We start from the raw sequence: 24,045 nt of genomic DNA, 5'->3' as shown, positions 1-24,045 counted from the left end.
CCGGAGGTGGCGTCCGCTCTTCGCCCGGGGCGACCTCAGCCCTGGGTGGCAGCGGGCGCTCGCCCTCCGGCGGAACGTTCCACGGCATCTGCTGATGCCACTTGACAGACTTGATGACAGCGAGTGCCTCCATCGTTGCTCCGCCTGCCACGCCCAGACCACAGGCTGCCAACCAATTCATGGGCTGAGGTTAGAGCGCAACAGCCGCGCACTGAAAGAGAGCGGCAGCGGCACCGCGAGAGCCCGTCTCAGCATCCCGCCTGCTCCCCTCCGTTCGGCACGCTCGCCGCTGCGCCCCGCTTTGCACGGATGACGGCAGTTGGAAGACAGGCTTTGACTCACGGTGACCCATGCGCGTTCTGGGCGATCGGAAAGCGGCCGCGCGTGCCCAGATCTCATCCGCACGGGTTGCCCAATTGGGCAAGAATGATCTTGGGCTGCTGGCTGAACCCTCAACCTGTGCACCGATGCCGTCAGGGGCACGCCCATCCCACCCGAGGCACAGCGTTACAGTAATGGGGTCACGATGCCCATCGTCACCCGCGAGGGTGGCCGACGCTGCAAACCCCCGCCGCCTCTGTGTCGCTGGGCTTGTCTACGTCTCGGCCGCTTCGTCGGCCTCTGTGGCCTTTGGTGCGTCCTCGGCGTCCCCGAAGGCTTTGGCGATGCCCGTCTCCAGTGCCTGAGTCGAGATGTGTTCACCTGAGACGTTCACCGTGAGCGGGTCGCCGTCTTCACGCTGGATTGTGATGGTCATGGAGCGCGAGCGGTCGCGCCGCAGCCAGAGTTCGATGAGTTTGACCACGGCCCAGGCAGCAGACGGCGCTCCAGGTGCCAGGATGAGTTCCGAGACACCACCCTTCTCGCCCGAGGCGGGTACGCCTCCCTCCTGCACGGAGAGGCCCGGCACCTCCTGGGCGTCGCTCGCGAACTCGTCGAGCGCCTCCTGCGTGACCGGATGGTCCGCTGCCAGCCCGACGACCTCCGTCAGGATTCTGATCTTCACCGATTCCGTCATCCCAACCTCCCCTAAGTAGATCGCCGAGTACGATACGGGCGATCTACACGTTGCCTGAGGGCAACATAGCGGAACGGGGGTGGCGGTGTACCGCGCATTGGTGATCTGCAACTCTGTCTTCCCTGATGACCCGTCCCGCTTTCCCCGACTGGAGGGACCGCGGAAAGACGGGTTGATCCTCTGGTCATCGCTCACAAATTCACGAACAGGAAAATTCCGCTCCGAAGACGTGGATGTATTTTTCGAACGTTCCTCAAAAGAAATCATGGAGCTGGCCGACGACTTTTTCGCCAAGGGGAACGCGGGGGACACTCTGCTCTTCTACTACAGCGGGCACGGGATCCGAGAGCAGCAGGAACTTTTTCTCTGCGGCAGGGACTCGGTACAGAACAGGATGGTCTCCACCGGGGTTTCGACGGACTTGCTAAGTAAGATCATGAAGAAGACGCGGGCCAGCACGGTCGTCGTTGTTCTCGACTGCTGTCACAGCGGGGCTTTCAAAGGTAGGGCTCAGGTCAGCCCAGATTCCCTCGCGGGGAAGGGGAGATACGTCATCACCGCATCCGGTGCGGTCGACGTGGCTGCCGACGCGGAATCTCCAGGAACAGCCAGCCCCTTCACACAGGCCCTGGCGGACGCGCTTGAGGCGGGGTCAGGCGGCTCCGACGGTTTGGGGGACGTCAGCCTGGCCGAGGTGGTTGGGCACATGAACACCCGACTTTCGGGTCGGCACCCCCTTCCGAAGTACAAGTTCGACGGATCCGGCGACTTGGCCATCTCGAAGCGTGCTCGCCCCGTGCAGGCAAGCCAGCAGTACTTGGACCCAAAGGGGCAGCAGGTAGACCGCACGGTTGCAACCATCCCGGGAAAACCGGATGCGGAACGACTCACCCTTGGCGCCCACCTGGCTAATCTCACCGCACGACACCGGAAGGACTACTCCTACGGAGACATCAGCCTGGGTCTGATGCACCTCGTTCTGTCCGTGGTGATCGCGTTGTTGGCAGTGGGGATGGCTGTCAGCGAGGAGAGCCTGCTCTATCCGAATTACGACGAATACGAACTCGTGTATAAAGAAGCACTCATGGATCCGGATCTATTCCTGCTGTATTGTGCAGTGCTGCTTACATTTTCTACAATACTGGCTATGGCGTCCATAATGGAGCTCGTCGTCGCAGGGAAGTATGCCCGGCGGGCGGAGTCTCGCAGAGAATTTATCGAAATGCTCAGCCGTCCGTATGCTCGCCGCGTACGCGGCGCGCGCGACATAATCGCCTTCCTGTTCGCCGTGCCGGTCTTCGTCGCTCTTATCAGTGAGGATTTGCCGATCATTCCGTACTCGCTGGCAATTTCTCTCTGCGGAGCGATCTTCGGAACAGTCTGCATCAGCAGAATCGGTTACGGTGACGCATCATACCTCGCGGCCTCAGCACTCGTCCTGGCTGGTGTCTTCACTCCACGAGCGGAGCTCGGATACGGCAGCGCGAACGACTTCAGCGTCGTGATCGCCTTGCAGATGATTTCCTTTGTGGTGATGCTTTTCACGTGGTTCTTCAGACTTTCACGCAGGAGCCTCACCTTGGCCGCACTCTCCAATCTCCTGCCGATTTTAATCTTCTCGCTGCAGGCGGGAATTCTGCCTGGCGTCAGCGCACTAGGGATAGGACTGGCCCTATTCGGCTGTGCACTCGGTGATGGTGTTGTTCTTCCCCTGGGAGCGCCCATAGGTCGACTGGGCAGTGGGACGATCGGCCCGATACGCCTCTTCCGGCAGGCCGTTTCATCGCGCTGAAACGTCGCCCGGCCGCACTCGTTCTTGAAGCAGACCGAGGTGCCCAGGTTCGCCATCCCAGTACATCGGTAAGAAAGCCGGACACGTCAGGTTGATCAAGGCATACCGAGCTCGCCGGCGCTTCTATCGTGTCGGACCACCTCGGCACAGCGATGCGCTCGCCCAGCCCTTGTCCTCGGAGACGTCTCGCGGTCTCGGGCCGTACGGGTCGGAACCCTCATCGTTGCCCCTGCGTAAGAGTCCAGTGCACCTCCTCCAAACCCGGGCAGATCTGCCATCCCTGGAGAACGCCGCTCTCCGCCAGGCGGTTCAGGGCAGCGGAAAGCCCTTGATCGAGCATGCCGCAGTCACGCATAACCCGGTCGCATTCGCGCAGTCCGTACCCTGAGGACGGATCGCTGTGGGCACAGAGGTAGACGCCCAGTAGCTGCAGCTGGGGCTCCGCAGCCCCCATCCGGGCGGGGCACCCGTGGCGCAGTGCCCAGTCGGCCGCGCGTCGTCGATCGGGCCGCGCGGGCGCCTGGGTAAGCAGGGCGGCATCGCGAAGTTCTGCGGTGATTCCGGCAGCTCCGGGGCTGTCGACAACGCTCAGCCATCGAGCCCGTTCCAGCTCGCGGCAAGCCTGAGCTGTGTCGATGCAGAGACTGCTCAGCATGCCTGCGGGGAACGCGATCTGCATTTGCGCGTTCATCCGCAGCGCGCACTGAAGGGCGAGCAGCCGCGCCTCGGCAGAGGTGGCAGCGGGCAGGGCCACAGCTAGGTAGCTGAGGATTTCGCCCACGCGGATGTGCTCGCCCGGTCCCTTGGGTGACCGGGTGCGGCGCGGCCGCAGAGAAGGCGGGTAGGGCTGCCTGGCCAGTAGGGTGTCCGGCACGACGGCCGCCTGGCTCGTTGCTGCAGCGCAGGCGCTGCAGGCGTCGGCGAGGCGCCATACCCGGCCGCCACGCTCGCAGGCCAGGAGCAGGCGGACGGGCCCGGCGCATCCGCGGTGACGGGGGTGCCAGCGGCATCCGCGCTCCTGGCACTGGCAGGTCCTTAGGTGAGGCGCTCGAAGATCACCACGGGCATGGCGGGCGAGGTGGGCAAGGGCCGCCGATCGCGCGGCCGTTGCCGTTACCTGGCGACCGCCTTGAGGGCACTGCTGGCAGACGAGGACGAGCGCGCCGGTCTGGTGCCTAAGTTCCACCGTCCAGGCCCGGGGCGACGCAGGGCACATTATGCGCAGCCTCATGGGCGCGTGTCCTCCTTCCTGATACCGCGCCGTACGGCGGGACGGCCGACACCGTAGTGCAGACCTCTGCCCTTTCGCTGCCATGGTCACCTCGAAAAATAGGGCAGAGGTCTGCACTGACAGGGCAGGTATCTGCACCGTCGGATGGTTGGGTGACGATCTTGCCGCCCGATCCGGACCTCAACGCGCTGCGCCTGGAGTTGGCGCGTCTGCGGGCGGCCCGCGGGTGGAGCTATGACGAGCTCGCGGCCCGCAGCGGCCTGGCCAGGCGCACCGTGATTGAGATCGAGCAGGGGCGCACCATCGGGTCCTTGAAGACATGGCACGCCCTCGCTCATGCCCTGGACGCACGGTTGGATGAGCTCTTCAGCACGCTGTGCCGCGAGCACGACCTGCCCGGGAATTTTGACCGCTGATACCGGCCCTGGTGCAGCTGTCGCGAATCACTCGAACCGGTAACGTCGCTCGAATGCATGATCAACTGTTCGCACTGCTGTCGCCCTGGTAGGGGCTGACTGGGGGAACATGCGGCCCGGACGCTACCCGGGCGGCGTGTTGGCTGGCACCTTCCCGTGCATGCGCCCCTCACCTCATCCTTCTGCGCGGCGCTGGGACGGCAGCTACGTGAATGCCCCTCAGCGCTTTCAGCGACGGTTTCTGCACGTCGACCCCGCTGGTGTCAGCCGACTTCTGCGCTGTGCTCAGAACGACTCCTGCCGCGAGTGCGGCAATGCGGTCGAGTGGTACGTGCGCGGCAACGAGCGCCTGATCCGGCTCCATCCGCGAGAGTTGCCCGTGGCTTACGTGCCGGAGGACTACCGCTGGCACGTCAGTTCAGGCGTCGCTCATCCGGCAGGTGACGGCAGTGGCTGGTGCCGGCTGCCGCACGCCGTGCTGTGCCCGGCTCGCCCGGCGCCGGCCTTGGCACCCCAGCTGGCGGGGCTGCGCCGATCCCTCGCTGTTCGCACGCGTCGACTGCTAAATGCCGGAGTTCTGGCCCCGCCTGCCGCTCCGCCAGCAAATGACTGCCGCCCAGCCCGCCCCATCGTGCAACTGCTATACGTCCGCTATCTGGCGTCCCATCCTGTCGACGAAATCCGGTGCGTCGCCCAGACCCGGCGACGTCACCGCTGCACCGCCACTCTGCTCAACCCAGACACTCCTAGCGGCACCTGGGCTTTGATGCCTGTCGGCGCAGCGCACGGCCAACTCGCCCTGCCCTCCGACGTCATGGTGATCTACAGCCTGTCCGCGCTCTCGTATCAGGAGCAGTTGCGTTGGCGTGCTCAGCGCTGTCCACAGCACGCCGCCGCCCCCACGGCTGGTGATCTCGCCGTCCCCGACTGGGAGCCCTTCGACCCGCTCCGTCACCACGAGCACATTTACGCCCGCTTGCCCATTCACAGACGTCGCCCCGGACATGGCGCTCACGCACCAAGGCGGACCCTGCAGTGATGCGTCACTACGCGGTGGATATCTGCGAACGACATGACCCTCTAGGTACGCAGCCGCAGCCCTTTCTCAGAGACCGCTCCATTGGAGGCTCTGGCCTGCGTGGCTGGCCGCCTTCTGCGGGGGCGTCCGCCTTACTCAACGGACCGTCATTGCCCCGACAGTCAGGAGGCAGCTGTACCTCCTTTGTGCCGCCTTCGTCTACGGAGCCCCTGTTGCACACGCCCACTCACGAACAGACCCATGCGGCAGACTCTTTCCGCTCCGGCCAGCACCTCGCGCTGCAGGCCGGAGCCGGCACCGGGAAGACCAGCACGCTGTGCCTACTTGCCAATGGCACGAACCGCCATGGCCGCTACCTGGCCTTCAACAAAGACATCGCGCGCGATGCCGCGGCCCGCTTCCCGTCCACGGTGCAGTGCCGCACCGCTCATGCCACCGCCTTCGCTGCGATCGGCCACCGATACACCAGCCGTCTCAATAGCCCCCGCCAGCCAGCATGGAGAACGGGCCAGGCCCTCGGACTTCTCCGGCCCGTACGGATCGCCGACCACGAGATCAGTCAAAGGACCCTGTCGCACAACGTACTGCGCACTGTCACCCGCTTCTGCCACTCCGCCGACGATGCGCTGGCACGCCATCACGTGCCGCGCCTTCGCGGCCTCGACTCGCCCGCCGATCACCAGCAGTTCGCTGCCCTTGTGCTTCCCTTCGCGGCCAAGGCCTGGGCAGACCTGCAGAGCACCGATCACGGCGTGGTCCGATTCGAGCACGACCACTACCTCAAGATGTGGGCGCTGAGCGGACCACGCCTCGAAGCCGACTTCCTCTTCCTAGACGAGGCCCAGGACACCAACCCGGTTCTGGAACAGGTGTTCACCGCGCAACGCGACCACGCACAGCTCGTCATGGTCGGGGACTCGGCCCAGGCCATCTACGGATGGCGGGGTGCGAGGGACGTGATGACCGACTTCGACGCCGAGCAGCTGACCCTCACCCGTTCGTTCCGGTTTGGCCCGCAGATCGCCGAAGAGGCCAACCGATGGCTTGCTCTTGCCGACGCCCCCATCCGCCTGACCGGTACCACCAGCATTCCCGCCGAGGTCGGCGGTGTTGACCGCCCTGATGCCGTGCTGTGCCGGACCAATATCGGTGCGATGACAGAGGTCATGCGCCTACTCGGCGACGGGCACCACGTCGCTCTCACCCGGGGAGGGCAGCAGCTGGCCCAACTCGCCTACGCTGCTCGCGACCTCAAGGAAGGCCGCCGCACCCATCACCCCGAGCTCGTTCTCTTCCCGTCCTGGGGCGCCCTGCAGGACTACGCGGCCTACGACCCGGGCGGCGCCGACTTGCAGCCCTTTATCGACCTCGTCGACACCCACGGTCCTGACGCCATCCTCGCTGCCGTGGCGGAACTCACCGACGAGACGCACGCCGACGTCACCGTCTCCACTGCCCACAAGGCCAAAGGCCGCGAATGGCCAACCGTCAGGATCGGAAGCGATTTCTTTTCGCCGAAAGAAGGCCCGTCCGACGCAGGCGCCGCGCTGGCACCAGAGAAGGTGAGCGACGCGAACGCCCGGCTCGCCTACGTCGCCGTCACCCGTGCTCGTCACCGGCTCGATCTCGGCAGTCTGGCCTGGAGCGAAGCGGACCGACCGATGGCGAGCGGATGACTCCTGTGGTCTGCTACCGGCAAGCCGTGCCCGGACCGTGCGCACATGGCGCGGCCAACCCCGACAGGCGGCGGTCGGGACCGCTCACCTCTGCGGAGCACGGCCGTTGTCACCCCGCCCAGCCCACATCGATCACCTCGATGCCGCCGAGAAACGCGGTGAACCACACCCAGGAGTGTGGTCCGAAGGCAACCGCCGCGTGCCACCCGCCGGGTTCCGGCCACGCGCATGGCCGCGCGAGTGCTGCGGCGATCGTCTCCATCACCTCCTTCCGCCCTTCCGGCGGCAGCTCATCCAGCGCGTCCTGCACTCGGACCGCCAGGTCCACGTCGTACGGCATTGCGCACCCCCGTGTTCGTGATCAGCGAAGCCAACACCGTAGGGGCCGACGGTCAGACGTGGGCGGGCCTGTGGATAACCCCTCGGCGGAACCGGCACAGCCGCCAAGCGCGCGGCCGACCGCATCCTCGCTCACCTGGCGCCCTTGCTGGCTATCTCGCTGGCCCGCCGACAGCGCAAAGACACCGTCTGCATCGTCGACGGCACCCTGGTGCCCACCCACACCAGGCGACTGTTGGCGTCGATGACGACCTGCAGGTTCGTCGAGTAGCCATAGTTCCTGCTAGAGGCGGCCACGCTGCGGTCGACCTGCGGGACGAGTAGGCCCGTGGCCTTCGATCCACCAGGGGCCCCAGACGAGGAGCACGATGAAGGCGATCGTGCCGGCTGTCCCGGCCACAGTGAAGCGGATGCGGCGGCGCCTGGTGTGGGCTTTGACTGCGTCCTCGTTAGCCGCGTCGGGCTTGGTCCGGTCCAGGCAGCCCCAGGCGAGGACGGCAATGAGGCCGGCAGTCGCGACTGTGAGTGCGGTGGCGGGGCAGGTCGCGTGACTCGATCCAGTCGACGAAGCTTGCGGGGTGAGCTTGTTCCGCTTTGACGGACATCATCGGTGTGGTGGTCAGGCTGCGAGCGCGGTCTCGTATTCGGCGGGACTGCGGTAGCCGAGGCTGCTGTGCAGTCGGTGCAAGTTGTACCAGCCTTCGATGAAGTCGAAGAATGCGGTGCGGGCCGCGGCCCGGCTGGGCCAGGGTCTCGTGTCGAGCAACTCCCGTTTGATGGTGGCGAAGAACGACTCGGCGAGCGCGTTGTCCCAGCACTGCCCGGTGCGGCCGACGGACAGACGGACGCCGAACTCCCTTGCCAGCGTGGCGAATTGCTGACTGGTGTACTGACAGCCGCGATCGGAGTGAAAGATCACCGGCCGCGCGGGGCGACGCTCGCGGCAGGCCGCGTGAGGGCGTCGGCGACCAGTTAGGTCCGCAAGTGGTCGGCCGTCGCCCAGCCGACCACGCGGCGGGAGGCGATGTCGATGACGGTGGCCAGATAGAGCCAGCCCTCGTCGGTGGCAACGTAGGTGATGTCACCGCACCAGCGGGTGTCGAGGCCGTCCAGGTCGGGAGCGAAGTTGCGGGCGACGAGGTCGGGCCGGGCGGCGGCCCGCGGGTCAGGGATGGTCGTCAGCCGCCGTCGCCTGCGGTGGTGGCCTTGCAGCCCGGCGTCGCGCATCAGTCTGGCGATGCGGCGCCGTCCACAGTCCTCGCCCTGTCGTTGCAGGGCGGCGTGGACCCGCGGGACCCCGTAGGTTCCACGGGACCGCTCATGGACTTCCCTGATCTTCTCGGTCCGCTCGGTGTCCCGGACCGCCCGCGGCCCCGGCTTGGCGGTGCGGCGGGCGTAGAAGGCGGTTCGGGAGACCTGCAGCAGTTCACACGCACGCTTGACGCTGTGACCGCCATGCTTTTCCGCCTCGATGAACGGGTGAACCGTCACCGGGTCTCCTTTGCGAAGAAAGCCGTCGCTCGCTTGAGAACTCGACGAACTCGCGCGGCCGGCGGTCTTCCCGCCGCAGTGCGGCCAGTTCCTCGCGTTCGCTGCTGGTCAGTCCGTCGCGTTCGTCTGCGTCGACTTCGGCCTGGCTGACCCACAGCCGCACCGCCGTCTCGGTCAGGTCGAAGTCCCTGGCGATCTGGCCGACCGAGCGGTCACCGCGCCAGCACAGCTCGACGATCTCGGCCTTGAACTCCGGCGTGAACGAGCGGCGAGGGCGTGGCTTCTTCTTCCCCATGCTCTCCATGATGGACATCCTCCCGGGGCAGAACCTCTGATCTCGGATGTCCGTCAAAGCGGATCAAGCCCAGGGTTCATGCTCGGCATGATGTCCGTGCAGTCTTCGTGGCATGCGGCGATTCCCGATTTCAGAGGTGGAGTTGAGGCTGCGACGGTGGGAAATGGGTTGGTCGCCGGCGCAGCGATCGTCCATGCCGGCCGTCTCCTCCTGATCCGCCGCGCCTCGCCGGAGGGCGCCCTGTTGTGGACGCTCCCGAGCGGCAAGGCCGACCGGGGCGAGTCCACGTCGGAGGCCGCGGCCCGGGAGGCCTACGAAGAGGCGGGTGTCCGGGTGGCGCCGCCGGTCGCCCTCGGCTCGCGGATGCATCCGGCGCCGGGGCTGGCGGGTTGTCTACGTGGCGTGCCGACTGCTGGACGGTACGGCGCATGCGGCCAGCCTGCGGGAGGTTGCGGAGGTGCGCTGGGCGGTTGCTGCGGAGATCCCGGGGCTGATCCCGGGCGGGCTGTACGGGCCAGTGCAGGGGTGGCTGGGTGGGCTTCTGGCCCGGCCTTGACTGCGACCCGTGCCCACGTCCTCTTGCGGGTTTGCGTGAACGTCACATTGGCGTGATACGTGTTCTGTTTCGGACTTGTTTGCGATGGCTCGCTGGCAGGTTGGTAAAAGATCAGCCATCCGGGGCATGTAGCTATCGGCAATCGGTTGAGTACGCAATGCTGCGGGTGTCACGCAGCGGGCAACAACCGTCTGGGGGGTAGACGATGAGTGTGACGATCGACGAGAGGGCACTTTCCGATCACGAGGACGACTACGTGATCGTCGTGTCCGACGACGACTACAAGGCCGCGGCACAGCGATCGCTCGACGAACTCGGCATCAGCTATGCCGAGCTGCGCGAGCAGGCCGAACGGGGCGACTTCACTTCATCGAAGGCTCATGCTCTGTGGGTGTCGATCGGCGGCACGGTTGACCTCTGACCTTGCAGGTCAGGCCAGAAGATTCGCCAAAGAGTTACAGGACACCCTCAACGGGACGATCACTCAGCATGTCCGCATTGCGGCCGTGCTGCGCCCGCGTTCCGCTGTCGGTCCCGTCTTCACCCTTGGCCACGGCCTGTCCGCCACGAATCCCACGCAGCCGATCGCGTTCCCGCTCCGCATCGACAACAAGAAGCCGCGGTCGTGGATGAACCTGTCGTTTCAGGTCCGCCTGGACGATGAGGGCGAGTTCCTGACGGTGCACTCCTCGTATTGCGGGATCTTCGCTGATGAGTCGCTGGAGACCTGCCTGCTTCATTGGGACTATGAGCGCGAGAAGGAGCACTACACGAGCGCTCACGTGCAGGTCTACGGCTTCTCGCCTGCGCTGGAGGCGCTCAACAAGAACAGCGACCAGAAGCGATCGCTGGACAAGCTGCACATTCCTGTGGGCGGCAAACGGTTCCGGCCCTGCATCGAGGACGCCATTGAGTTCCTGATCACCGAGCGGCTGGCTGACGGCCGCGACGGATGGGAAGAGCGCGTCGAGGAGGGCCGCCAGCGCTATCGGCGCAGCCAACTACTGGCGATGATGCGGCGCAACCCTGACGTCGTGAAGGAGTACCTGAAGAGTCTCGAAGACGCAGGCACGTGAGCAGGGTAGAAGACCCCACCCAAGCGGGCGGGGTCTGCCCTGTTCGGTCCCGCCGTCGCGATGTTGGCGGTTACGATCCGGCGCACGAACTTCCTCAGGGGGATCATGCGTCACGCCGCCATCACCGTCCTGTTCACCGCTGCCTGCCTGGCTGTCGCCGGCTGCGGCGGCGAGACCGACACCAAGGCCAAGCCCACGCCAGCAGCGAGCAGCGAGTCCGCCAGCGCTACTTCAGGTGTGACCGATCAGTTGATCGAATGGCGTGACAGTGGCGGCAGTGAAACTCTCGACACCCTCTCCAAGGATCTGGCCGCCGTCGATAAGGCTTCGCATCCTGTTGACCTTGTTGGTCTTCGTGAGTCGTGCGCTGACCTCGCTGCGCATGTCGAAACCGCGGAGCTTCAAGATCCCATCCCTGATGAGACGGCTAACAACAGCTGGAAGCTCGCCCTCAAGCACTTCGCCGCGTCTGCCACGGCTTGCTCGAATGGCGCTGTGAGCGACAGTCAGGACGACTTCGATCTGATGGCGTCCGAGATGGACATCGGCATCCGTCACCTGACTGCGGTCAGCGACCGCATTAGCGAACTCTCTTCTGGGTGACGCGTGCTCGGGTATGCAACGAGGCCCCGCACCGGGAAATTCCGGTGCGGGGCTTGCCTATCGCCAGAGTCGGATGGTTGCGGTGACGAGTTGGGCGAGGGCTTTGAGGACGCTGGTGAGGTCTTCGGGGCGTGCGGTGCGGATGGCGGTGAGGCCGAGCCAGCAGGCGAGGATGGTGCGGCAGCCGATGGCAAGGCCGGCGAGTACGGCGAGGGTGACTAAAAGACCAGAGGCGACGAGCAGACCACGGCGCGGGATCAGGCACGGCGAACTTTCGACGGCGCCTTCTGGACCGACCCGACGTGACCGGTTTGGCGGACCGTCTAATCGGTGCATGGATCCACTCCCACGGGGAGGACACCGAGGATCAGACGGTCTATCGCCCCAGCGGCCACGCCTTCCCTCGTGCGCGAGGACGGCGAGGCCTCCGGCTGCACAGCGACGGGAGCCTGGATCGGTGCCACCGACCGACCTACTGTCTACGCCCCGACGCCTTCTTCGCCCCAGTCTTCTTGGCCGGCTGCTTCCTCGCCGCCTTCTTGGCCGCGGCCTTCTTCGGCAATGCGTATACGTCGGCGTCTTCACCTCGAGAGGTCCTGGCGGCCTTCTCGACCGACTCGTTGAGCGCGGCCATGAGGTCGAGGACCTGGGCTGGTTTCTCGGGCCCCGGCGCCTCGGGGAGCTCGCGGTCTTCCCGCTTGGCCTCGATGATTTTCGCGAGGGCGTCGGTGTAGGTGTCCTTGAACTCGGGCTGTCGAGGTCGTCGCGGCTCATCGACTCCATGAGGGCGAGTGCGCGCTCTACCTCCTCGTCGGACACCTTCTCGTTCGGCGGGTCGAGGGCTGCCGGTTGCGGGCGACGTCGACGCCGATCTCAACGACCAGCTCGGGCCACACAAGGGCGACGTTTGGAGTCTGGCCAGTGCCCCACCCGGCGGAGAACACCCAACCGGCCCGGGGCGTTGACTTCGGACCCCTGCTCACCTTCCCCAGCAAGGCCGACTAGCGCCAGCTTGAGGACGCGGCGAAGGACGCCGTAGCGACTCGCACTCCTGGCCTAGACGACCCGTCAGATTCCCAGCGCCGCGCGCACCATGTTCCACGCCACGCGCTCGGCCGCCTGTTCCTCGTCCTGGTCCACTTCGACACTCTCCCAGCCCTCGGCGTACCGCAGCACGTTGGACAGCGCCTCGTAGTCGGCGGCGCCGCGCGGGCCCTCGAAGGGAGAGTGCAGGACCGGCGACAGTGACTGCCGCGCCCAGCGGGCGACGGTGGCCTCGTCCCCCTCGGGCATCCACGGGTAGTAGGGCACTCGCCCGATCTCGCCCAGCGCCTGCGTGAGCGCTTCGAACTCCCCGCCGGGACGCGGGCCGGCCGCGCGGTCGAGTGCGTCGGCGAACTCGGCGAGGAGTGCGAGGTCCGCTTCCGCCACCTCAATAGTGGTCAGGTGCACCACGTTCCCACCGTCGGGCCCGATCAGCAGCAGCACGTTGGGCGTGGGTGGGTACTCCTCCACCCTGCCTTCTGCGAACTCCTCCGTCCCCTCGGGCAGCGCGTCGCGCACTCGGTAGTACGCGTCTTCGACGTCCTCGATCGGCGCGCTGGGGATCGGCACCCCTTCGAGTCCCATGACATCCATTAGCTCCCCATCATGGTCCAGGACCAGGACGTTTCGGAGCCTCAGGAGCAGCCCGGCCAGTTCAAACAGGCCGGCGAGGGCGTCCTGCGGGAGTGGCAGCAGCAGGGTGCGGGTGAGGGTAACGCGCTGGGGCAACTGCTGGCCGTCAGCTCGGGTACGGTCGTTCGCCCGCATCGCCTCGGTGAACCGCGTGCCGGTGACCCGGCTCTGCTCTCGGATCTCCCGCGTGCGCTTCCGCGACTTCCTGGGACCGGTCGTAGGCATGTCTGACTCCGTACAGCGGCGCGTCCCACGCACACGCCGCTCTGAAGGCAGGCAGGTTCAGGTGCACGATGCGTCGAAGGACGGCTTGGCCTACCAACGAGGACCCCGGCGTGAGCGGAAGACCCCTTCAGCGGTTGGCGGTCGTGGCCGCCTGGCGGCAGCATACCCGCCCCTGCAGCGGCGGCACACAAGGTCAACTGACGACCTTAAGACGCCGTTCCGCGCCGCCGGCGCCCGGCCAAACTCCACGCCGACAAGGGCTACGACTACGACCACCTGCGCCGAAGGCTCAGCCAGCGGGGCATCCGCCACCGCATCGCTCGCAAAGGCATCGAGTCCTATACGCGTTTGGGCCATCACCGCTGGGTGGTCGAGCGGACCGTGTCCTGGCTAGCCGGCTGCAGACGCCTGCACCGACGCTACGAACGCAAAGCCGAGCACTTCCTAGCCTTCGTCGGCATAGCCGTAGCTCTGATCGGCTGCCAGAGGAGTCGCTCACCCCCTCCACCCGCACATCGATCCCGGGAAACAGCACATCCTCAACCGTCTTGCTCGCCACGGCAGGAAGTATGCTGCCGAAACGATCCAGCGTTCGTGCTGCTGACCTGGGAATTCACGGAGCTACGGCCAGAGCCAGATTCCAAGAGGGCCACGGGCCATCACGCCGTGCGGCGTAACAGTCGGTCAGGGGCAAGGGGCACGGTACGGGACTTCAGGGAGGTAGAACTCCCATTGGGAAGGATTGAGTGTCTGCGTAGTCGCACAGATGCGTTCCACGGCCTTCTCGGTGCTGAGTGGCCATGCCTTGATTGTCCCGTCAAGGCTCGCGCTGATAAGCGTCTTGCTGTCAGGGCTGAACTGAATGGACTTGACGGTGCGGGTGTGGCCTGCCAGGGGGCGCCCCCAGGGTGCTGGGTGGTTGCGGTCGCTGACATTCCACAGCCTCACCGAGGCGTCCGCTCCTCCGCTGGCGAGGGTGCGCCCGTCAGGGCTGAACGCCATGGTGTGGATCGGACCGATATGACCAGGGAACAGCGGCTGCCCCAGCGCTGTGGCCCGGGCCGGATCCGTGAGGTCCCACAATCGCACCGTCTGGTCGGCCCCCGTGCTGGCCAGGGTGCGCCCGTCGGGGCTGAACAACACCGTGGAGACCGTTTGGACGTGGCCGGTCAGCGGGGACCCCAAAGGTCTCGGACGAGCCGGATCCCTGACGTTCCACAGGCGAATCACCCTCTCGCTGGCAGTCGCCAAGATGCGTCCGTCGGGACTGAACGCCACGTGGTTGATTGGTGAGGAGTCGGGCCGCAGGGGACCGCCCAGCGTAGTTGGGTGCACAGGGTCGGTTACGTCCCACAATCGCACTGCATGGTCCTCTCCCCCGCTGGCCAGGACCCGGCCATTCGGTGTGAAAGCCAGTTCGCTCACCGCGCCTGTATGGCCCGTCAGAGGTGCCCCAAACGGAAGGGGTCGGTACGGATCGGTGACGTTCCACAGCCGTACCGTCTTGTCGTCTCCCGCGCTGGCAAGCATGCGTCCGTCAGGACTGAAGGCGACGGAGAAGACCAATCCGTCGGCGCTAGCCAAAGGCGGCTCCAACGGAAGGGGCCGGTCCGGATCGGTGACGTTCCACAGCCGTACCGTCTTGTCGCCTCCTGCACTGGCAAGCATGCGTCCGTCAGGACTGAAGGCGACGGAGAAGGCGATTCCGCTGTGGCCAGTCAGGAGTGTGCCCGGGCGATTCCACACCCGTGCACTGCCATCGCGTCCGCCGCTGGCCAGGGTGCGCCCGTCAGGGCTGAACGCCACAGCCATGACCATACCGGTGTGGCCGCCCAGGGGATGCTCGAGCGCCGAGGGGTTGGCGCGGTCGGTGATGTTCCACAGTCGCACCGTATTGTCCATCCCGGCGCTGGCCAGCAGGTGCCCGTCTCCGCTAAAGGCAACTGCGTGCACGGTACCGGTGTGGCCGACCAGCTGTGCTCCCATCGGGGTGGGGTGGGCGGGATCATGGAGGTCCCACAGATGGATGGTTTGGTCGATGCCAGCGCTGGCCAGGGTCCGCCCGTCAGGGCTGAACGCCACCGTGTACACCGCCATCTTGTGACCCGTCAACGGCCGTCCAAGCGCCTGTGCCTGGGCCTGGGCGGTGACGCGCCACAGGCGCACCGTCGAGTCGCCTCCTGCACTGGCTAGGGTGCGTCCGTCTGGGCTGAAAGCCACTGCGAACACGCCCTTGGTGTGTCCTACGAGCGGCCGGCCCAGCGGGGTCGTGTGGTCGGGATCGGTGACATTCCACAGCTGAACCGTCTTGTCGAGGCCGGCGCTGGCCAGGGTGCGTCCGTCCGGACTGAAGGCCACAGCCAGCGCGGGACCGGTGCGGTCGGCCAGGGCCAGGGGCTGCCCCCTGAGGGTCGGATGAGCCGGATTGCCGACGCTCCATAACCGAACCGTCTTGTCGAGGCTGGCGCTGGCTAGGGTGCGTCCGTCCGGGCTGAAAGCCAGCGACTGGATCCATCCGCGGTGTCCGGTGAGCGGCGGCCCCAGTGGTTGGGGGCGACCGGGATCGCTGAGATTCCACAGCCGGACCGTCCAGTCCTCGCCCGCAGTGGCCAGGGTGCGCCCGTCAGGGCTGTAGGCGACCGAGTAAACGCTTCCCTTATGCCCCCATAGGGGCTTTGACAGGACGCCGTTCGCTGCGATGATCAGTCGTGAGCGAAGCTCCGGGGTTTGCCGCATGCGGTAGGCAGCGAGATCGAGTTGGGCGGCGAGCGAGACGTCCGCGCCCCGATACTTGTCGGCTTCGGCCTCAAACCGGTTGAAGATCGCTGTATCACGCTCGGCGCGCGCGGCGGCCCGCTGCTGGAGAGCGACGACAGCTGTTCCAGAAGCGATCAGGACAAGTACGGACAGTACCGCGATGACTGATCGGCGCAGTCTCGTGGTTCGGTGCTGCTTGCGTCGGCTGGCGCCGAGAAACGCTTGCTCATCAGCAGAGAGCAGTCCCCTTAGGGCATAGGATTGCGCGGCTTCCAGGCGCGGCCCCTGATAAAGCAGGAAGTCGTCCCGCCGCTCGCCCGTCATCCATGCGGCCGCACTGCGCCGTAGGCCCTGGCGGAGGACAAGGTCCTCACGGTCTTCGTCGATCCACTGGACGAGGCGGGGCCAGGCCTCCAGCAGGGCTTCGTGCGAGAGCTGGACGGTGTCCTTGCCAGCCACGGTCTCCAGTCCAGTGGTAACCAGTCGCGCCTTAGTCAACTCGTCCAGCACCGTGGCCGCATGCCCGTCAAGAGTTAGATCGGCCCTCGCGGCCGTGCGCCGGGTGACACCCGGCATATCGTCAGTGACGTTGATCAGGTCGAGCAGAATTCGCCGGGCCTCGCTCTGGCCCTTCTCGTCCAGACGAATGTAGAGGTCTTCCGCGGATGTAGCGATGGCTCCTTCGACGCGGCCGACGTCCAAGTAGTGAGCCACCGTCAGGCGTCGTCCGGTGCGGCGCTGCCACGTGGCCAGCAACGCGTGGGAAAGCAGCGGCAACGCTGCAGTGGAGCGGCTGGCGACACGGTGGGCGTCCAAGTCGCGCAGGATCACATCGGTCAGTTCCGAGTCGACGACCAGGCCGGAGGCCTCGGCAGGCTTGGTGATGACGGCACGCAGTTGGTCGGGAGTCATCGGATGGACGAACAGCGCCTCTGAGGCGGCTTCCTTGAGCGATGGCAGATCGAAACATGGTCCATAGAAGTCCGACCGTACCCCGACGAGAACCAGCGCCTTGCCGGAGACCGCGAGCGCCAGGAGTGTCCTAGCGAAGGCGGCATGGACGTCGGGGTCGGGGTTCTGTCTGAAGAGCTCCTCGAACTGGTCCACGATCACTACCGCTCGTCCCGGGGGGAGCTGATCAAGTGCTCGGCTGGGGTCGTCGCTCCGAAGCAGCGCATGGGCTACCTCGGCGTCTTCGGGTGCGCCCTTGGCGACGCCGAGGGCAAGTGCGCCCAACGGATCTGCGCCTGGTGTGATGGAAATGTGCGACCAGGTCGCCGCACGTGCGACACCGAGCTCACCTCGGGCGATACGGGGTAGCAGCCCAGCATGGATCAGCGATGATTTTCCAGCGCCGGAAGCCCCGGTTACGACCACAGGACCGCGCCGGGACATGCGGGTCCTGGCGAGCTGCACCAGCTCCTGGGAGAGATGCTCACGGCCGAAGTACAGGCCCTCGTCGTTGATTGTGTACGCGTATAGTCCCAGGTACGGGCTTGCTTGTTCGTCCCCGTCGGCAGGTTCGTCCACGGGGGCGGCGGGGGGAGCGCTGTAGGCGCGATTGACAGTCAACGCCATTCGGCCGGCGAGGCCTTCGTAGCGGATGACCGGGGGTTGCCCGGCAGCGGCCAGCCGCTGGTGCAGGAGCTCGGTCACCCGCCCGAGTGTCAGGCGGGGCGGCCCCTGGGGGTCGCCTTCATCCAGGAGTTGAATCAGCGCCCCGGTGAACAGCGTATGCCGGGCGCCCTCTGGAGCCAGCGCGACGGTGGAACGTGTGGCGGAGGTGAGCAGGAGGGTGTCGCCATCTGCCTGGAGCCGTGCGAGGCCGGAGAAACAACAATCGAGGATGACGAGAATCCTGCGTGCACGACACGAGCCCCGCAACACATCGTTGATCTCGGATACGGCCAGGGCTTGGGTGGCGGCACGTCCTCTGGCGAGGTCTTTCGTCGCTTGGGTTGCCAGATGAAGCTCGCCGCTGGGCGACCGCACGCCGTGTCCGACGTAGTAGAGGACTAGAGCGTCCTCAGCCTGCGCTGCCGCCTCCCGGATCGCAGCGTGCAGAACCTCTGGATTCGCCGGATCGACCAACGTCGTCAGGTTCTGCCGTGACAGACCACAACGCTCCATGAGACAACGCGCGAGATCGGTGACTGAGGTCCGAACCGCGTCTACGTTGGGAAGGGCGGAATCGCTCCCATGATTGCCTGTGCCGACCAGCACGACCTTCACGCCTTGCGAGGACAATGCCAGCACGTAAAGCCCTCAGCTTTCGCTGTCGTCTCGGTCTCCGACATTGAGGCGTTCCGTGAGTTTGTCGATCTCCGCAGCCAGAGCGGGCGTGTCCAACTGCTTCACGCGCACGCTCGACAGGGTGATCTCGGTCTGCTTGTCAGTGCGCCGCACCGTCAGCTTCACATCGCTCGTCCGATAACGCAGCCACGCCACCACCGTGCCCAGTAGAGCAGCCACGTTCGCGGGGTCCAGCACCAGCTGCAGCGCCTCCGCCACTGGGCCAAGCGTCCCTGGCTCCGGCGGGTTCTCCATCAACTCGACTCTTCCGCGCCAGTCCGCATCATCAAGAAATTCGTCCCGCAAGACACGCAGTTCGTCAGCCGCTTCAGCGTCAGATGTTGATACCAGCACGATCACTAAGAACTCCCCCAGACTCGATACCGATGCGCAGCATCATCGTGCCCGACCCGGGAGTTATGCATGCCGATCTGCCCTCCCGGTCTAGAGGCCCGCCACATGACGTAGACAGGTGCCCTCTATCTCAATGAGGCGGAAGGCGCACACACATCGCTCCCTTGATCACCCCGACATGCATGTCGCGTGACTCATGCCTGGTGGCAATGGCGTGCGCGTCCCGTGCGGCCCGCTAGCTTGAGCGGTCGTTTCATCCTGTTGTTTCATCCCTGTATGCCGCTTTGATGTGCTGGCGTCGGGTCTCGACAGGAGATGGTGTTCTCTCCGGTGAGACGGCGAGCCATCAGGTCGGTCATCGCAAGGTGGATCATGGCTTCGGAACGGTGGGGATGGGTTTCGTAGTCGCGGGCCAGGCCGCGGTGCAGCATGAGCCAGCCGTAGGTCCGCTCCACCGCCCACCGCCCACCGCCCACCGCCCACCGTTTCGGGATCGGGGTAATCCCCTGCTTCCAGGGGCGCGTTGGACGATTTCGAGGTCGATGCCGAGGGTCGCTGCGTGCTCGACGAAGTGCTTGCGGTAGCCACCGTCGACCCAGGCCTTGCGCAGGCCGGGGTGGTCTGCGGCAGCCTGTCAACGCGACCGCATCGCCGCACGCATCCAGGACCTGACCCGGGCCAAGACCAAACTCGGCCGCGTGATCGAGAATGTGACCGCGGCGAACGTGGTGCCGGACTGATCAACCCGTCGCGAGGGGTGGGGCCCCGACCTATCCGGCATCTACCGGGCGACATCGCGCGTGAACAGATCTCCCACGCACCTTCCGGTGGGCGGCGTTGTCCTCTTCTTCGCCCGGCAGCAAGGGGCGATGGGGTCGTTTGCGGTGCGGCACGACCATCCCGCAGTTGCGTGACGAGGAACCGACAGTCCGGTCACGGACCGGGACCAGGGTGCCGTCCACGATCCACAACCTCTCCGCCGCATTGGTGGGGCGGGAGACGGGGTCAACCGTCAGCAGTGGACCGAGCCGCTGGATGACCTGGCACACGGTGGAGGAAGAGACGCCGAACACTGGCCCCAGTTGCCGCATCGTCAGGTTTCGTCCAGTAGTACACGGCAACGATCAGCACCCGCTCGGCCAACGGCGGTGACCACGGCCGGCCTCGGAGCGTGCCATTGCCACCCCGCTCCCGCACCACCTTCAACAGACCCGAGAACTGCGTCAACCGCAGTCCCGTGAACGTCTCCACCCACACCCGCTCAGCACGTAAAACCCCGCCCATACAACGGGGATGCCCAGGTCATAGCCTTATGCAACACCCTTTAGTGCGATCCAGTCTCCTGCGTCCATGAAAGGGAAGTTACCCGGAGAATTCGACGCGGAGCCCTGGCACACCGGCGGCTTTGCTCTTCATCTTCCGAGCGTCCACATGCGGGACCAGGCCAGGTGTGGGTACATCACCCGTCCAGGCGGTCCTTGGCTACCTCGCGTAGACAAGAAAGGGCTCCAGCGACTCGACGCCCTTGGGTGGTGAGCCGGTAGGTGATGGTGACTGGTCGGGTTGCAGTGACGATTCGGGACACCAGGCCGCCGCTCTCCAGCCCGGCGAGACGGCCTGAGAGCACGCGGCTGGAGATCCCGGAGACGGTTTCCTGGATCTCACGGAATCGCCATGCACCGTCAGAGGTATTAAGGATCAGCAGGATGTGTATCGTCCAGCGGGGCGAGAGGGTCTCAAGGAGGTCGCTCTCAGCCTGAGTCAACGCGGAACCGCGGCTGCCAGCTGTCATAGCACTCCTTCCCTGACGGCGGCACAGGCCTAGAAGGGAGGCGTCTCTTCGGTTTGTACAGCGTCGAACAACGCGCCGCTCATGTTTCCGCCAGTTTCCGGCTTCTTCCCTGAGGCGTGCTCCTTGAGCATGACGTACCTGGGGAATTTGCCCGGGTTCCTGTCGTCCTCGCGGGTCTCGGTGGTCCATTTCCCCGGATACAGCTCGTCGAGTGCCTGTTTGACCAGGTTCAGGCCCCAGTCGAAGGTGGCGTCGGAGCGCTTGGCGTACTCGGGCGCTCTCTCGCCCAGCATGTGGGCGATGTGTCCCCACTTGATACCGCGGCTGCTGTTGATCAGCTTGTGGAACTCGGGCTTGTTGTCCCGCAGGTGGACGATCGCGATCGCACTGTCGTCCACCGAGACGTCTTCCCCGTCAGGCAGGGCGGCGACACCTTGGGGATTGTTAGCCGCGAGGCTGGCGGAAGCCGCCCGGGCTTCAGTGCGTCGTTCCTCGACGACGACCCGGGACTGGGTGGCGAAGTTGTCAGGGGCTGGGAGGGAGTAGTCGGGGTCAGCCATCTTGTAGGAGTCCTCGAAGCTGAGGACGCGCACGGAGATGGGGTAGGGGCGGGCGTGGCGGTCGGTGCCGGGGGCGCTGGACCAGTAAATGCCGTTGCCGACGAGCGGCTCGTTGAGCAGGGTGGCCAGCAGGTCTTCGGAGAAGTGGGCGTTGGCTTTCTTCAGGGACATCAGGTCACCTTGGGAGAGCAGGTGGAAGACGAAGAAGTTGTCACCCTGGCTGAGGAGTTCCTGCGGCAGGCTGCCTGGTTGCTGGGTGATCAACAGGGCGCCGAGATCGTATTTGCGGCCTTCCTTCACCCACGAGATGAAGGGGCCGTCTTCCCTTTGGCTGGAGCCACCGAGTACGGACTGCGCCTCTTCGATGACAGCGATGGTGGGGATGGACTTCGGGTCGGCCTCGGTGAACTGGTTCTGGTTGTGCTCGAAGATGTCACCGAGGATCACGCCGGCGAGTTGGAGTCCCTGGGAGCCGCGCATCTGCGAGATGTCCACCACACAGAGCTTGCCCTGGGAAAGGCAGTCCTTCAGGCTGCTCAGGAGCTGGCTGTCCGGGTCGTGCAATGCGTTGACGACACGGGTCATATTACTGACCGCAGCGTTCGTCTCAGCCTCCTGGCCGGCATCGAGGTTCAGAATTTCCTGGACCTGTGAGCGGTCAGCGCCGTACTTGTCCCGGTGGATCAAGTCCACAAGCCGGTTCCACCTGGGGCCATCGAGAGACTTCAGCTTGACAACGTTCTGCTGGTCCTGCTTCTCCGGTGGCAACGCGATACCCAGCACGCGCGATGCCTGCAGTTCCTTGATGTTCAGCTTGACGCCGTTGACGACGAAGGACTGGTAGAACTCGCTGGGGCCCTTGCGGTTGGTGAAGACGACCAGCTTGTCGCGCAGGTGCGGTACATCGCAAAGGGCAGGCCGGCCCTTGAAGTCGGGCCAGAAGTACTCGCCGTCTGGGTCGAAGACGATCGTTCCGACGGGGGCTTCGCCGGAACGGCGCGGGACAGTGGGCTGGCCTTTGTACAGGGCGGAGAAGAGCAGCTTGACCAGATTCGATTTACCGAAGCCAGCGCGGGCGAAGACGAAGCTGCGGCGAGCCACAAGCTTGTCAATCTGGAAGGTCGGCATGATCGTGGGCTCCTGGAGCTGCATCCAGGAGGTGTCACCGACGCGCTTGTCGGTTCCGGCGTAGACGAATTCACCGAAAGCGAGGTAGCCGATGGGCACCGCGCCATCGTCGGTGTCCTTCGCGTTGACGACCTCGGCAAGAAGGTCGTCACCCAAGAGCGCCACCTGGGCACCGACATGCGGTAGGCGCCGGTGGCTTGGGACGAAGATGTGCTTGTCGCCCTCCGCACGTAGGACGCCGAGGATGCGGATATCGACCTTGTACTTCAAGTAGCGTTCGCGCAGCTCATCGGGAATGGGTCGCTGGTCGCGCACCGCGCGAGTGGCGTAGTCCTCACCGATGGGAGACACCAGGCGGCCCTGGGAGGCGATGGTGGTGATCCGCCCGAGGATAGCCTCCCGTTCGTGCTCGAGCTGCACGAGGACGAACTGGCCGTGCATGGCCATGGTCTGGAAGCCGTCATGGTGCGGTAGCACGAGGTCGGCGTGGAACTCCATGCCACCCTCGGAGAAACCGCGGAAGGTGCCGACGACTTTGTCACGCTCGAACAGGCTCATGACGGTTGTTGCTCCACAGGATGCGGTGCGGACAGTGAGGAGTGCTATTCGTAGCGGTTAGCAGCCACATCGGAGGCCAACCGCAGGGCATCGATGATGTGGGCCTTGTCATCACCGACCTGGTCGCGAACTGCGTCGACGAGCTGGTCTTCAATGATGTCCATATCCAGGTCGGCGACGCGGGAGTAACTATCGGCTTGCTGGATGCAGTTGGGGTAGAGCGGAATGGGGAAGCCTGCCACCGCATCGGCCTGCAGATAGCCGAAGATTGCCTGGGCTTCCCTATCCTGACGAGACATGATGTCCACCGTCCAGATGGGGTCGCCGGAGTACGGGCCGAATCGCACGAAGTACATGGAGCCGATGTTGAACTTTGGCTTCTCACCCGAAGAGTCGTCCCTGACATCACGGGTGTATTCGTCCCACAGGTATGCCTTCTCCAGCATCTCGGCGGGAACCTTGGCGAAGCACGCAGAGCCGTTGTCGAAGACACTCGACAGCGAGATCGCCAACCGGTAGTACTCCAGGACTTGGGTCTTCTTGGCCAGTCCGACCAGCCACACTTTGCGACGGTCCTGGCGCCAGATCCGCTCGATGGCCTCGTAGATCTGCTCGCCCATCTTCACGAACAGCTCGCCCTGGAAGATCTTGCTGCGCAGCAGGCCGTCACGGACGATCAGGGTGTCGACGGCATAGTCACGGTGACAGATCAGGTCGTACAGCGTCGCCCACTCGCAGAGGTCCCGGAAAACTTGCACCCAACTGGGTGACTTGCCGGACATCATCGGCGACAGGTCCTGGAGTCTTTCGACGCCCAGCCCGTGCATCATCCTGCCCAGCGCAGTGCGCGGACTGCCGTCTTCGTTGAACTGACGGGAGCTCAGGCCGTTGATGTCAGCGATCGGGGAGACCACCTCCATGCACAGCTCCTTGCCGTTGGAGTCCACGACGCGGACGACCTGAAGGTAGAAGGGGTTGAAGGCGACCTTGTTGTTGCCGCCGTCGGATGCCATCAGCGCCACCGATGTCGCTGACCGCGGCCTGATCACCTTGACCTGGGAGCGGATGGCCTGGGCCTGCTCGACCAGCTTGTCCAGCTCTGCACGGCCGGCTTCGACTTGATCGCCGATCAACTGCTTGAGCTGCTTGATCTGGTCCGCGTCGAACATG

General features: G+C 65.3%; 21 protein-coding genes and 5 pseudogenes. 10 read left to right on the top strand and 16 right to left on the bottom strand.

The window, feature by feature from the left end:
• Nucleotides 1-595: 595 nt before the first annotated feature.
• Entirely contained in the window at nt 596-1,018 is a 423-nt protein-coding gene (locus tag ACZ66S_RS02305; protein ID WP_469899042.1) for an effector-associated constant component EACC1, read from the bottom strand.
• Between the two features lie 79 nt (nt 1,019-1,097).
• Here ACZ66S_RS02305 and ACZ66S_RS02300 point away from each other — a divergent pair, with 79 nt between their 5' ends.
• Nucleotides 1,098-2,810 (top strand): caspase family protein, encoded by a 1,713-nt coding sequence (locus ACZ66S_RS02300; RefSeq protein ID WP_469899041.1) that lies wholly within the window; start codon nt 1,098-1,100, stop codon nt 2,808-2,810.
• A gap of 217 nt (nt 2,811-3,027) precedes the next feature.
• Here ACZ66S_RS02300 and ACZ66S_RS02295 read toward each other — a convergent pair whose 3' ends face one another.
• A complete protein-coding gene (locus ACZ66S_RS02295) occupies nt 3,028-3,591 on the bottom strand; it encodes a hypothetical protein (RefSeq protein WP_469899040.1) in 564 nt (187 codons plus the stop codon).
• 602 nt (nt 3,592-4,193) lie between these two features.
• Here ACZ66S_RS02295 and ACZ66S_RS02290 point away from each other — a divergent pair.
• The 3 genes from ACZ66S_RS02290 (at nt 4,194) to ACZ66S_RS02280 (ending at nt 7,172) form a co-directional block, all read left to right on the top strand.
• Nucleotides 4,194-4,457 carry a helix-turn-helix transcriptional regulator gene (locus ACZ66S_RS02290; RefSeq protein ID WP_469899038.1) on the top strand — a complete coding sequence of 88 codons (264 nt, stop codon included), beginning with the start codon at nt 4,194-4,196 and terminating at the stop codon, nt 4,455-4,457.
• A gap of 109 nt (nt 4,458-4,566) precedes the next feature.
• Nucleotides 4,567-5,496: a DUF6083 domain-containing protein gene (locus ACZ66S_RS02285; RefSeq protein WP_469899037.1), complete on the top strand. Its 930-nt coding sequence runs from the start codon at nt 4,567-4,569 to the stop codon at nt 5,494-5,496.
• 212 nt (nt 5,497-5,708) lie between these two features.
• Entirely contained in the window at nt 5,709-7,172 is a 1,464-nt protein-coding gene (locus ACZ66S_RS02280; RefSeq protein WP_469899035.1) for a UvrD-helicase domain-containing protein, read from the top strand.
• Between the two features lie 109 nt (nt 7,173-7,281).
• Here ACZ66S_RS02280 and ACZ66S_RS02275 read toward each other — a convergent pair whose 3' ends face one another.
• Nucleotides 7,282-7,512 carry a hypothetical protein gene (locus ACZ66S_RS02275; protein ID WP_469899034.1) on the bottom strand — a complete coding sequence of 77 codons (231 nt, stop codon included), beginning with the start codon at nt 7,510-7,512 and terminating at the stop codon, nt 7,282-7,284.
• Nucleotides 7,513-7,614: 102 nt separating this feature from the next.
• On the opposite strand from ACZ66S_RS02275, the pseudogene ACZ66S_RS02270 reads away from it, so the two are divergent.
• Nucleotides 7,615-7,731 (top strand): annotated as a pseudogene (locus tag ACZ66S_RS02270) (IS5/IS1182 family transposase); the annotation flags it as partial.
• 2 nt (nt 7,732-7,733) lie between these two features.
• On the opposite strand, the pseudogene ACZ66S_RS02265 reads toward ACZ66S_RS02270, so the two are convergent.
• From ACZ66S_RS02265 to ACZ66S_RS02250, 4 genes and pseudogenes are all read right to left on the bottom strand, one after another.
• Nucleotides 7,734-7,838, bottom strand: a pseudogene (locus ACZ66S_RS02265) (IS5/IS1182 family transposase); the annotation flags it as partial.
• Nucleotides 7,839-8,130: 292 nt separating this feature from the next.
• Nucleotides 8,131-8,514: a transposase gene (locus tag ACZ66S_RS02260; protein ID WP_469899661.1), complete on the bottom strand. Its 384-nt coding sequence runs from the start codon at nt 8,512-8,514 to the stop codon at nt 8,131-8,133.
• On the bottom strand, nt 8,484-9,002 hold the full coding sequence (locus ACZ66S_RS02255) for an IS3 family transposase (RefSeq protein ID WP_469899032.1): 519 nt from the start codon (nt 9,000-9,002) through the stop codon (nt 8,484-8,486). Before ACZ66S_RS02255 ends, ACZ66S_RS02260 begins: the two co-directional genes overlap by 31 nt.
• On the bottom strand, nt 8,938-9,297 hold the full coding sequence (locus ACZ66S_RS02250; protein ID WP_469899031.1) for a transposase: 360 nt from the start codon (nt 9,295-9,297) through the stop codon (nt 8,938-8,940). Before ACZ66S_RS02250 ends, ACZ66S_RS02255 begins: the two co-directional genes overlap by 65 nt.
• A 78-nt stretch (nt 9,298-9,375) precedes the next feature.
• Here ACZ66S_RS02250 and ACZ66S_RS02245 point away from each other — a divergent pair, with 78 nt between their 5' ends.
• The 4 genes from ACZ66S_RS02245 (at nt 9,376) to ACZ66S_RS02230 (ending at nt 11,532) form a co-directional block, all read left to right on the top strand.
• Nucleotides 9,376-9,909, top strand: coding sequence for an NUDIX domain-containing protein (locus ACZ66S_RS02245; protein WP_469899030.1), 534 nt, complete (start codon nt 9,376-9,378; stop codon nt 9,907-9,909).
• A gap of 155 nt (nt 9,910-10,064) precedes the next feature.
• Complete coding sequence (locus tag ACZ66S_RS02240) at nt 10,065-10,274, top strand: hypothetical protein (protein ID WP_391317838.1); 210 nt, start codon at nt 10,065-10,067, stop codon at nt 10,272-10,274.
• Nucleotides 10,264-10,929 carry a hypothetical protein gene (locus ACZ66S_RS02235; RefSeq protein WP_398212913.1) on the top strand — a complete coding sequence of 222 codons (666 nt, stop codon included), beginning with the start codon at nt 10,264-10,266 and terminating at the stop codon, nt 10,927-10,929. The genes ACZ66S_RS02240 and ACZ66S_RS02235 overlap by 11 nt, the downstream gene beginning before the upstream one ends.
• A gap of 105 nt (nt 10,930-11,034) precedes the next feature.
• Nucleotides 11,035-11,532 carry a hypothetical protein gene (locus ACZ66S_RS02230; protein ID WP_469899029.1) on the top strand — a complete coding sequence of 166 codons (498 nt, stop codon included), beginning with the start codon at nt 11,035-11,037 and terminating at the stop codon, nt 11,530-11,532.
• Nucleotides 11,533-12,004: 472 nt separating this feature from the next.
• Here ACZ66S_RS02230 and ACZ66S_RS02225 read toward each other — a convergent pair whose 3' ends face one another.
• Both ACZ66S_RS02225 and ACZ66S_RS02220 read right to left on the bottom strand, forming a co-directional pair.
• Nucleotides 12,005-12,166 (bottom strand): hypothetical protein, encoded by a 162-nt coding sequence (locus tag ACZ66S_RS02225; protein WP_469899027.1) that lies wholly within the window; start codon nt 12,164-12,166, stop codon nt 12,005-12,007.
• Nucleotides 12,167-12,600: 434 nt separating this feature from the next.
• The gene (locus tag ACZ66S_RS02220) at nt 12,601-13,434 is read right to left on the bottom strand and encodes a hypothetical protein (protein WP_469899026.1); all 834 of its coding nucleotides are present in this window, start codon (nt 13,432-13,434) and stop codon (nt 12,601-12,603) included.
• Nucleotides 13,435-13,659: 225 nt separating this feature from the next.
• On the opposite strand from ACZ66S_RS02220, the pseudogene ACZ66S_RS02215 reads away from it, so the two are divergent.
• Nucleotides 13,660-13,920: pseudogene (locus tag ACZ66S_RS02215) on the top strand (transposase); the annotation flags it as partial.
• 198 nt (nt 13,921-14,118) lie between these two features.
• Here the strand turns inward: ACZ66S_RS02215 and ACZ66S_RS02210 are convergent.
• From ACZ66S_RS02210 to ACZ66S_RS02180, 7 genes and pseudogenes are all read right to left on the bottom strand, one after another.
• Nucleotides 14,119-18,423 (bottom strand): caspase, EACC1-associated type, encoded by a 4,305-nt coding sequence (locus tag ACZ66S_RS02210; RefSeq protein WP_469899025.1) that lies wholly within the window; start codon nt 18,421-18,423, stop codon nt 14,119-14,121.
• A 33-nt stretch (nt 18,424-18,456) separates the two neighbouring features.
• Nucleotides 18,457-18,843 carry an effector-associated constant component EACC1 gene (locus ACZ66S_RS02205; protein WP_469899024.1) on the bottom strand — a complete coding sequence of 129 codons (387 nt, stop codon included), beginning with the start codon at nt 18,841-18,843 and terminating at the stop codon, nt 18,457-18,459.
• Nucleotides 18,844-19,103: 260 nt separating this feature from the next.
• Nucleotides 19,104-19,471: pseudogene (locus ACZ66S_RS02200) on the bottom strand (transposase); the annotation flags it as partial.
• A 166-nt stretch (nt 19,472-19,637) separates the two neighbouring features.
• Nucleotides 19,638-20,121 (bottom strand): annotated as a pseudogene (locus ACZ66S_RS02195) (transposase family protein); the annotation flags it as partial.
• Nucleotides 20,122-20,296: 175 nt separating this feature from the next.
• Nucleotides 20,297-20,629, bottom strand: a complete 333-nt coding sequence (locus ACZ66S_RS02190; protein WP_469899023.1) for a winged helix-turn-helix transcriptional regulator — start codon at nt 20,627-20,629, stop codon at nt 20,297-20,299.
• 29 nt (nt 20,630-20,658) lie between these two features.
• A complete protein-coding gene (locus ACZ66S_RS02185) occupies nt 20,659-22,875 on the bottom strand; it encodes an ATP-binding protein (RefSeq protein WP_469899022.1) in 2,217 nt (738 codons plus the stop codon).
• A gap of 44 nt (nt 22,876-22,919) precedes the next feature.
• Nucleotides 22,920-24,044, bottom strand: coding sequence for a hypothetical protein (locus ACZ66S_RS02180; RefSeq protein WP_469899021.1), 1,125 nt, complete (start codon nt 24,042-24,044; stop codon nt 22,920-22,922).
• Nucleotide 24,045: the final 1 nt, after the last annotated feature.

Source organism: Streptomyces sp. NPDC107471 (assembly GCF_055582845.1).
Note: the sequence above shows the minus strand (reverse complement) of the source record. Positions and strands in the feature narration are given on the sequence as shown.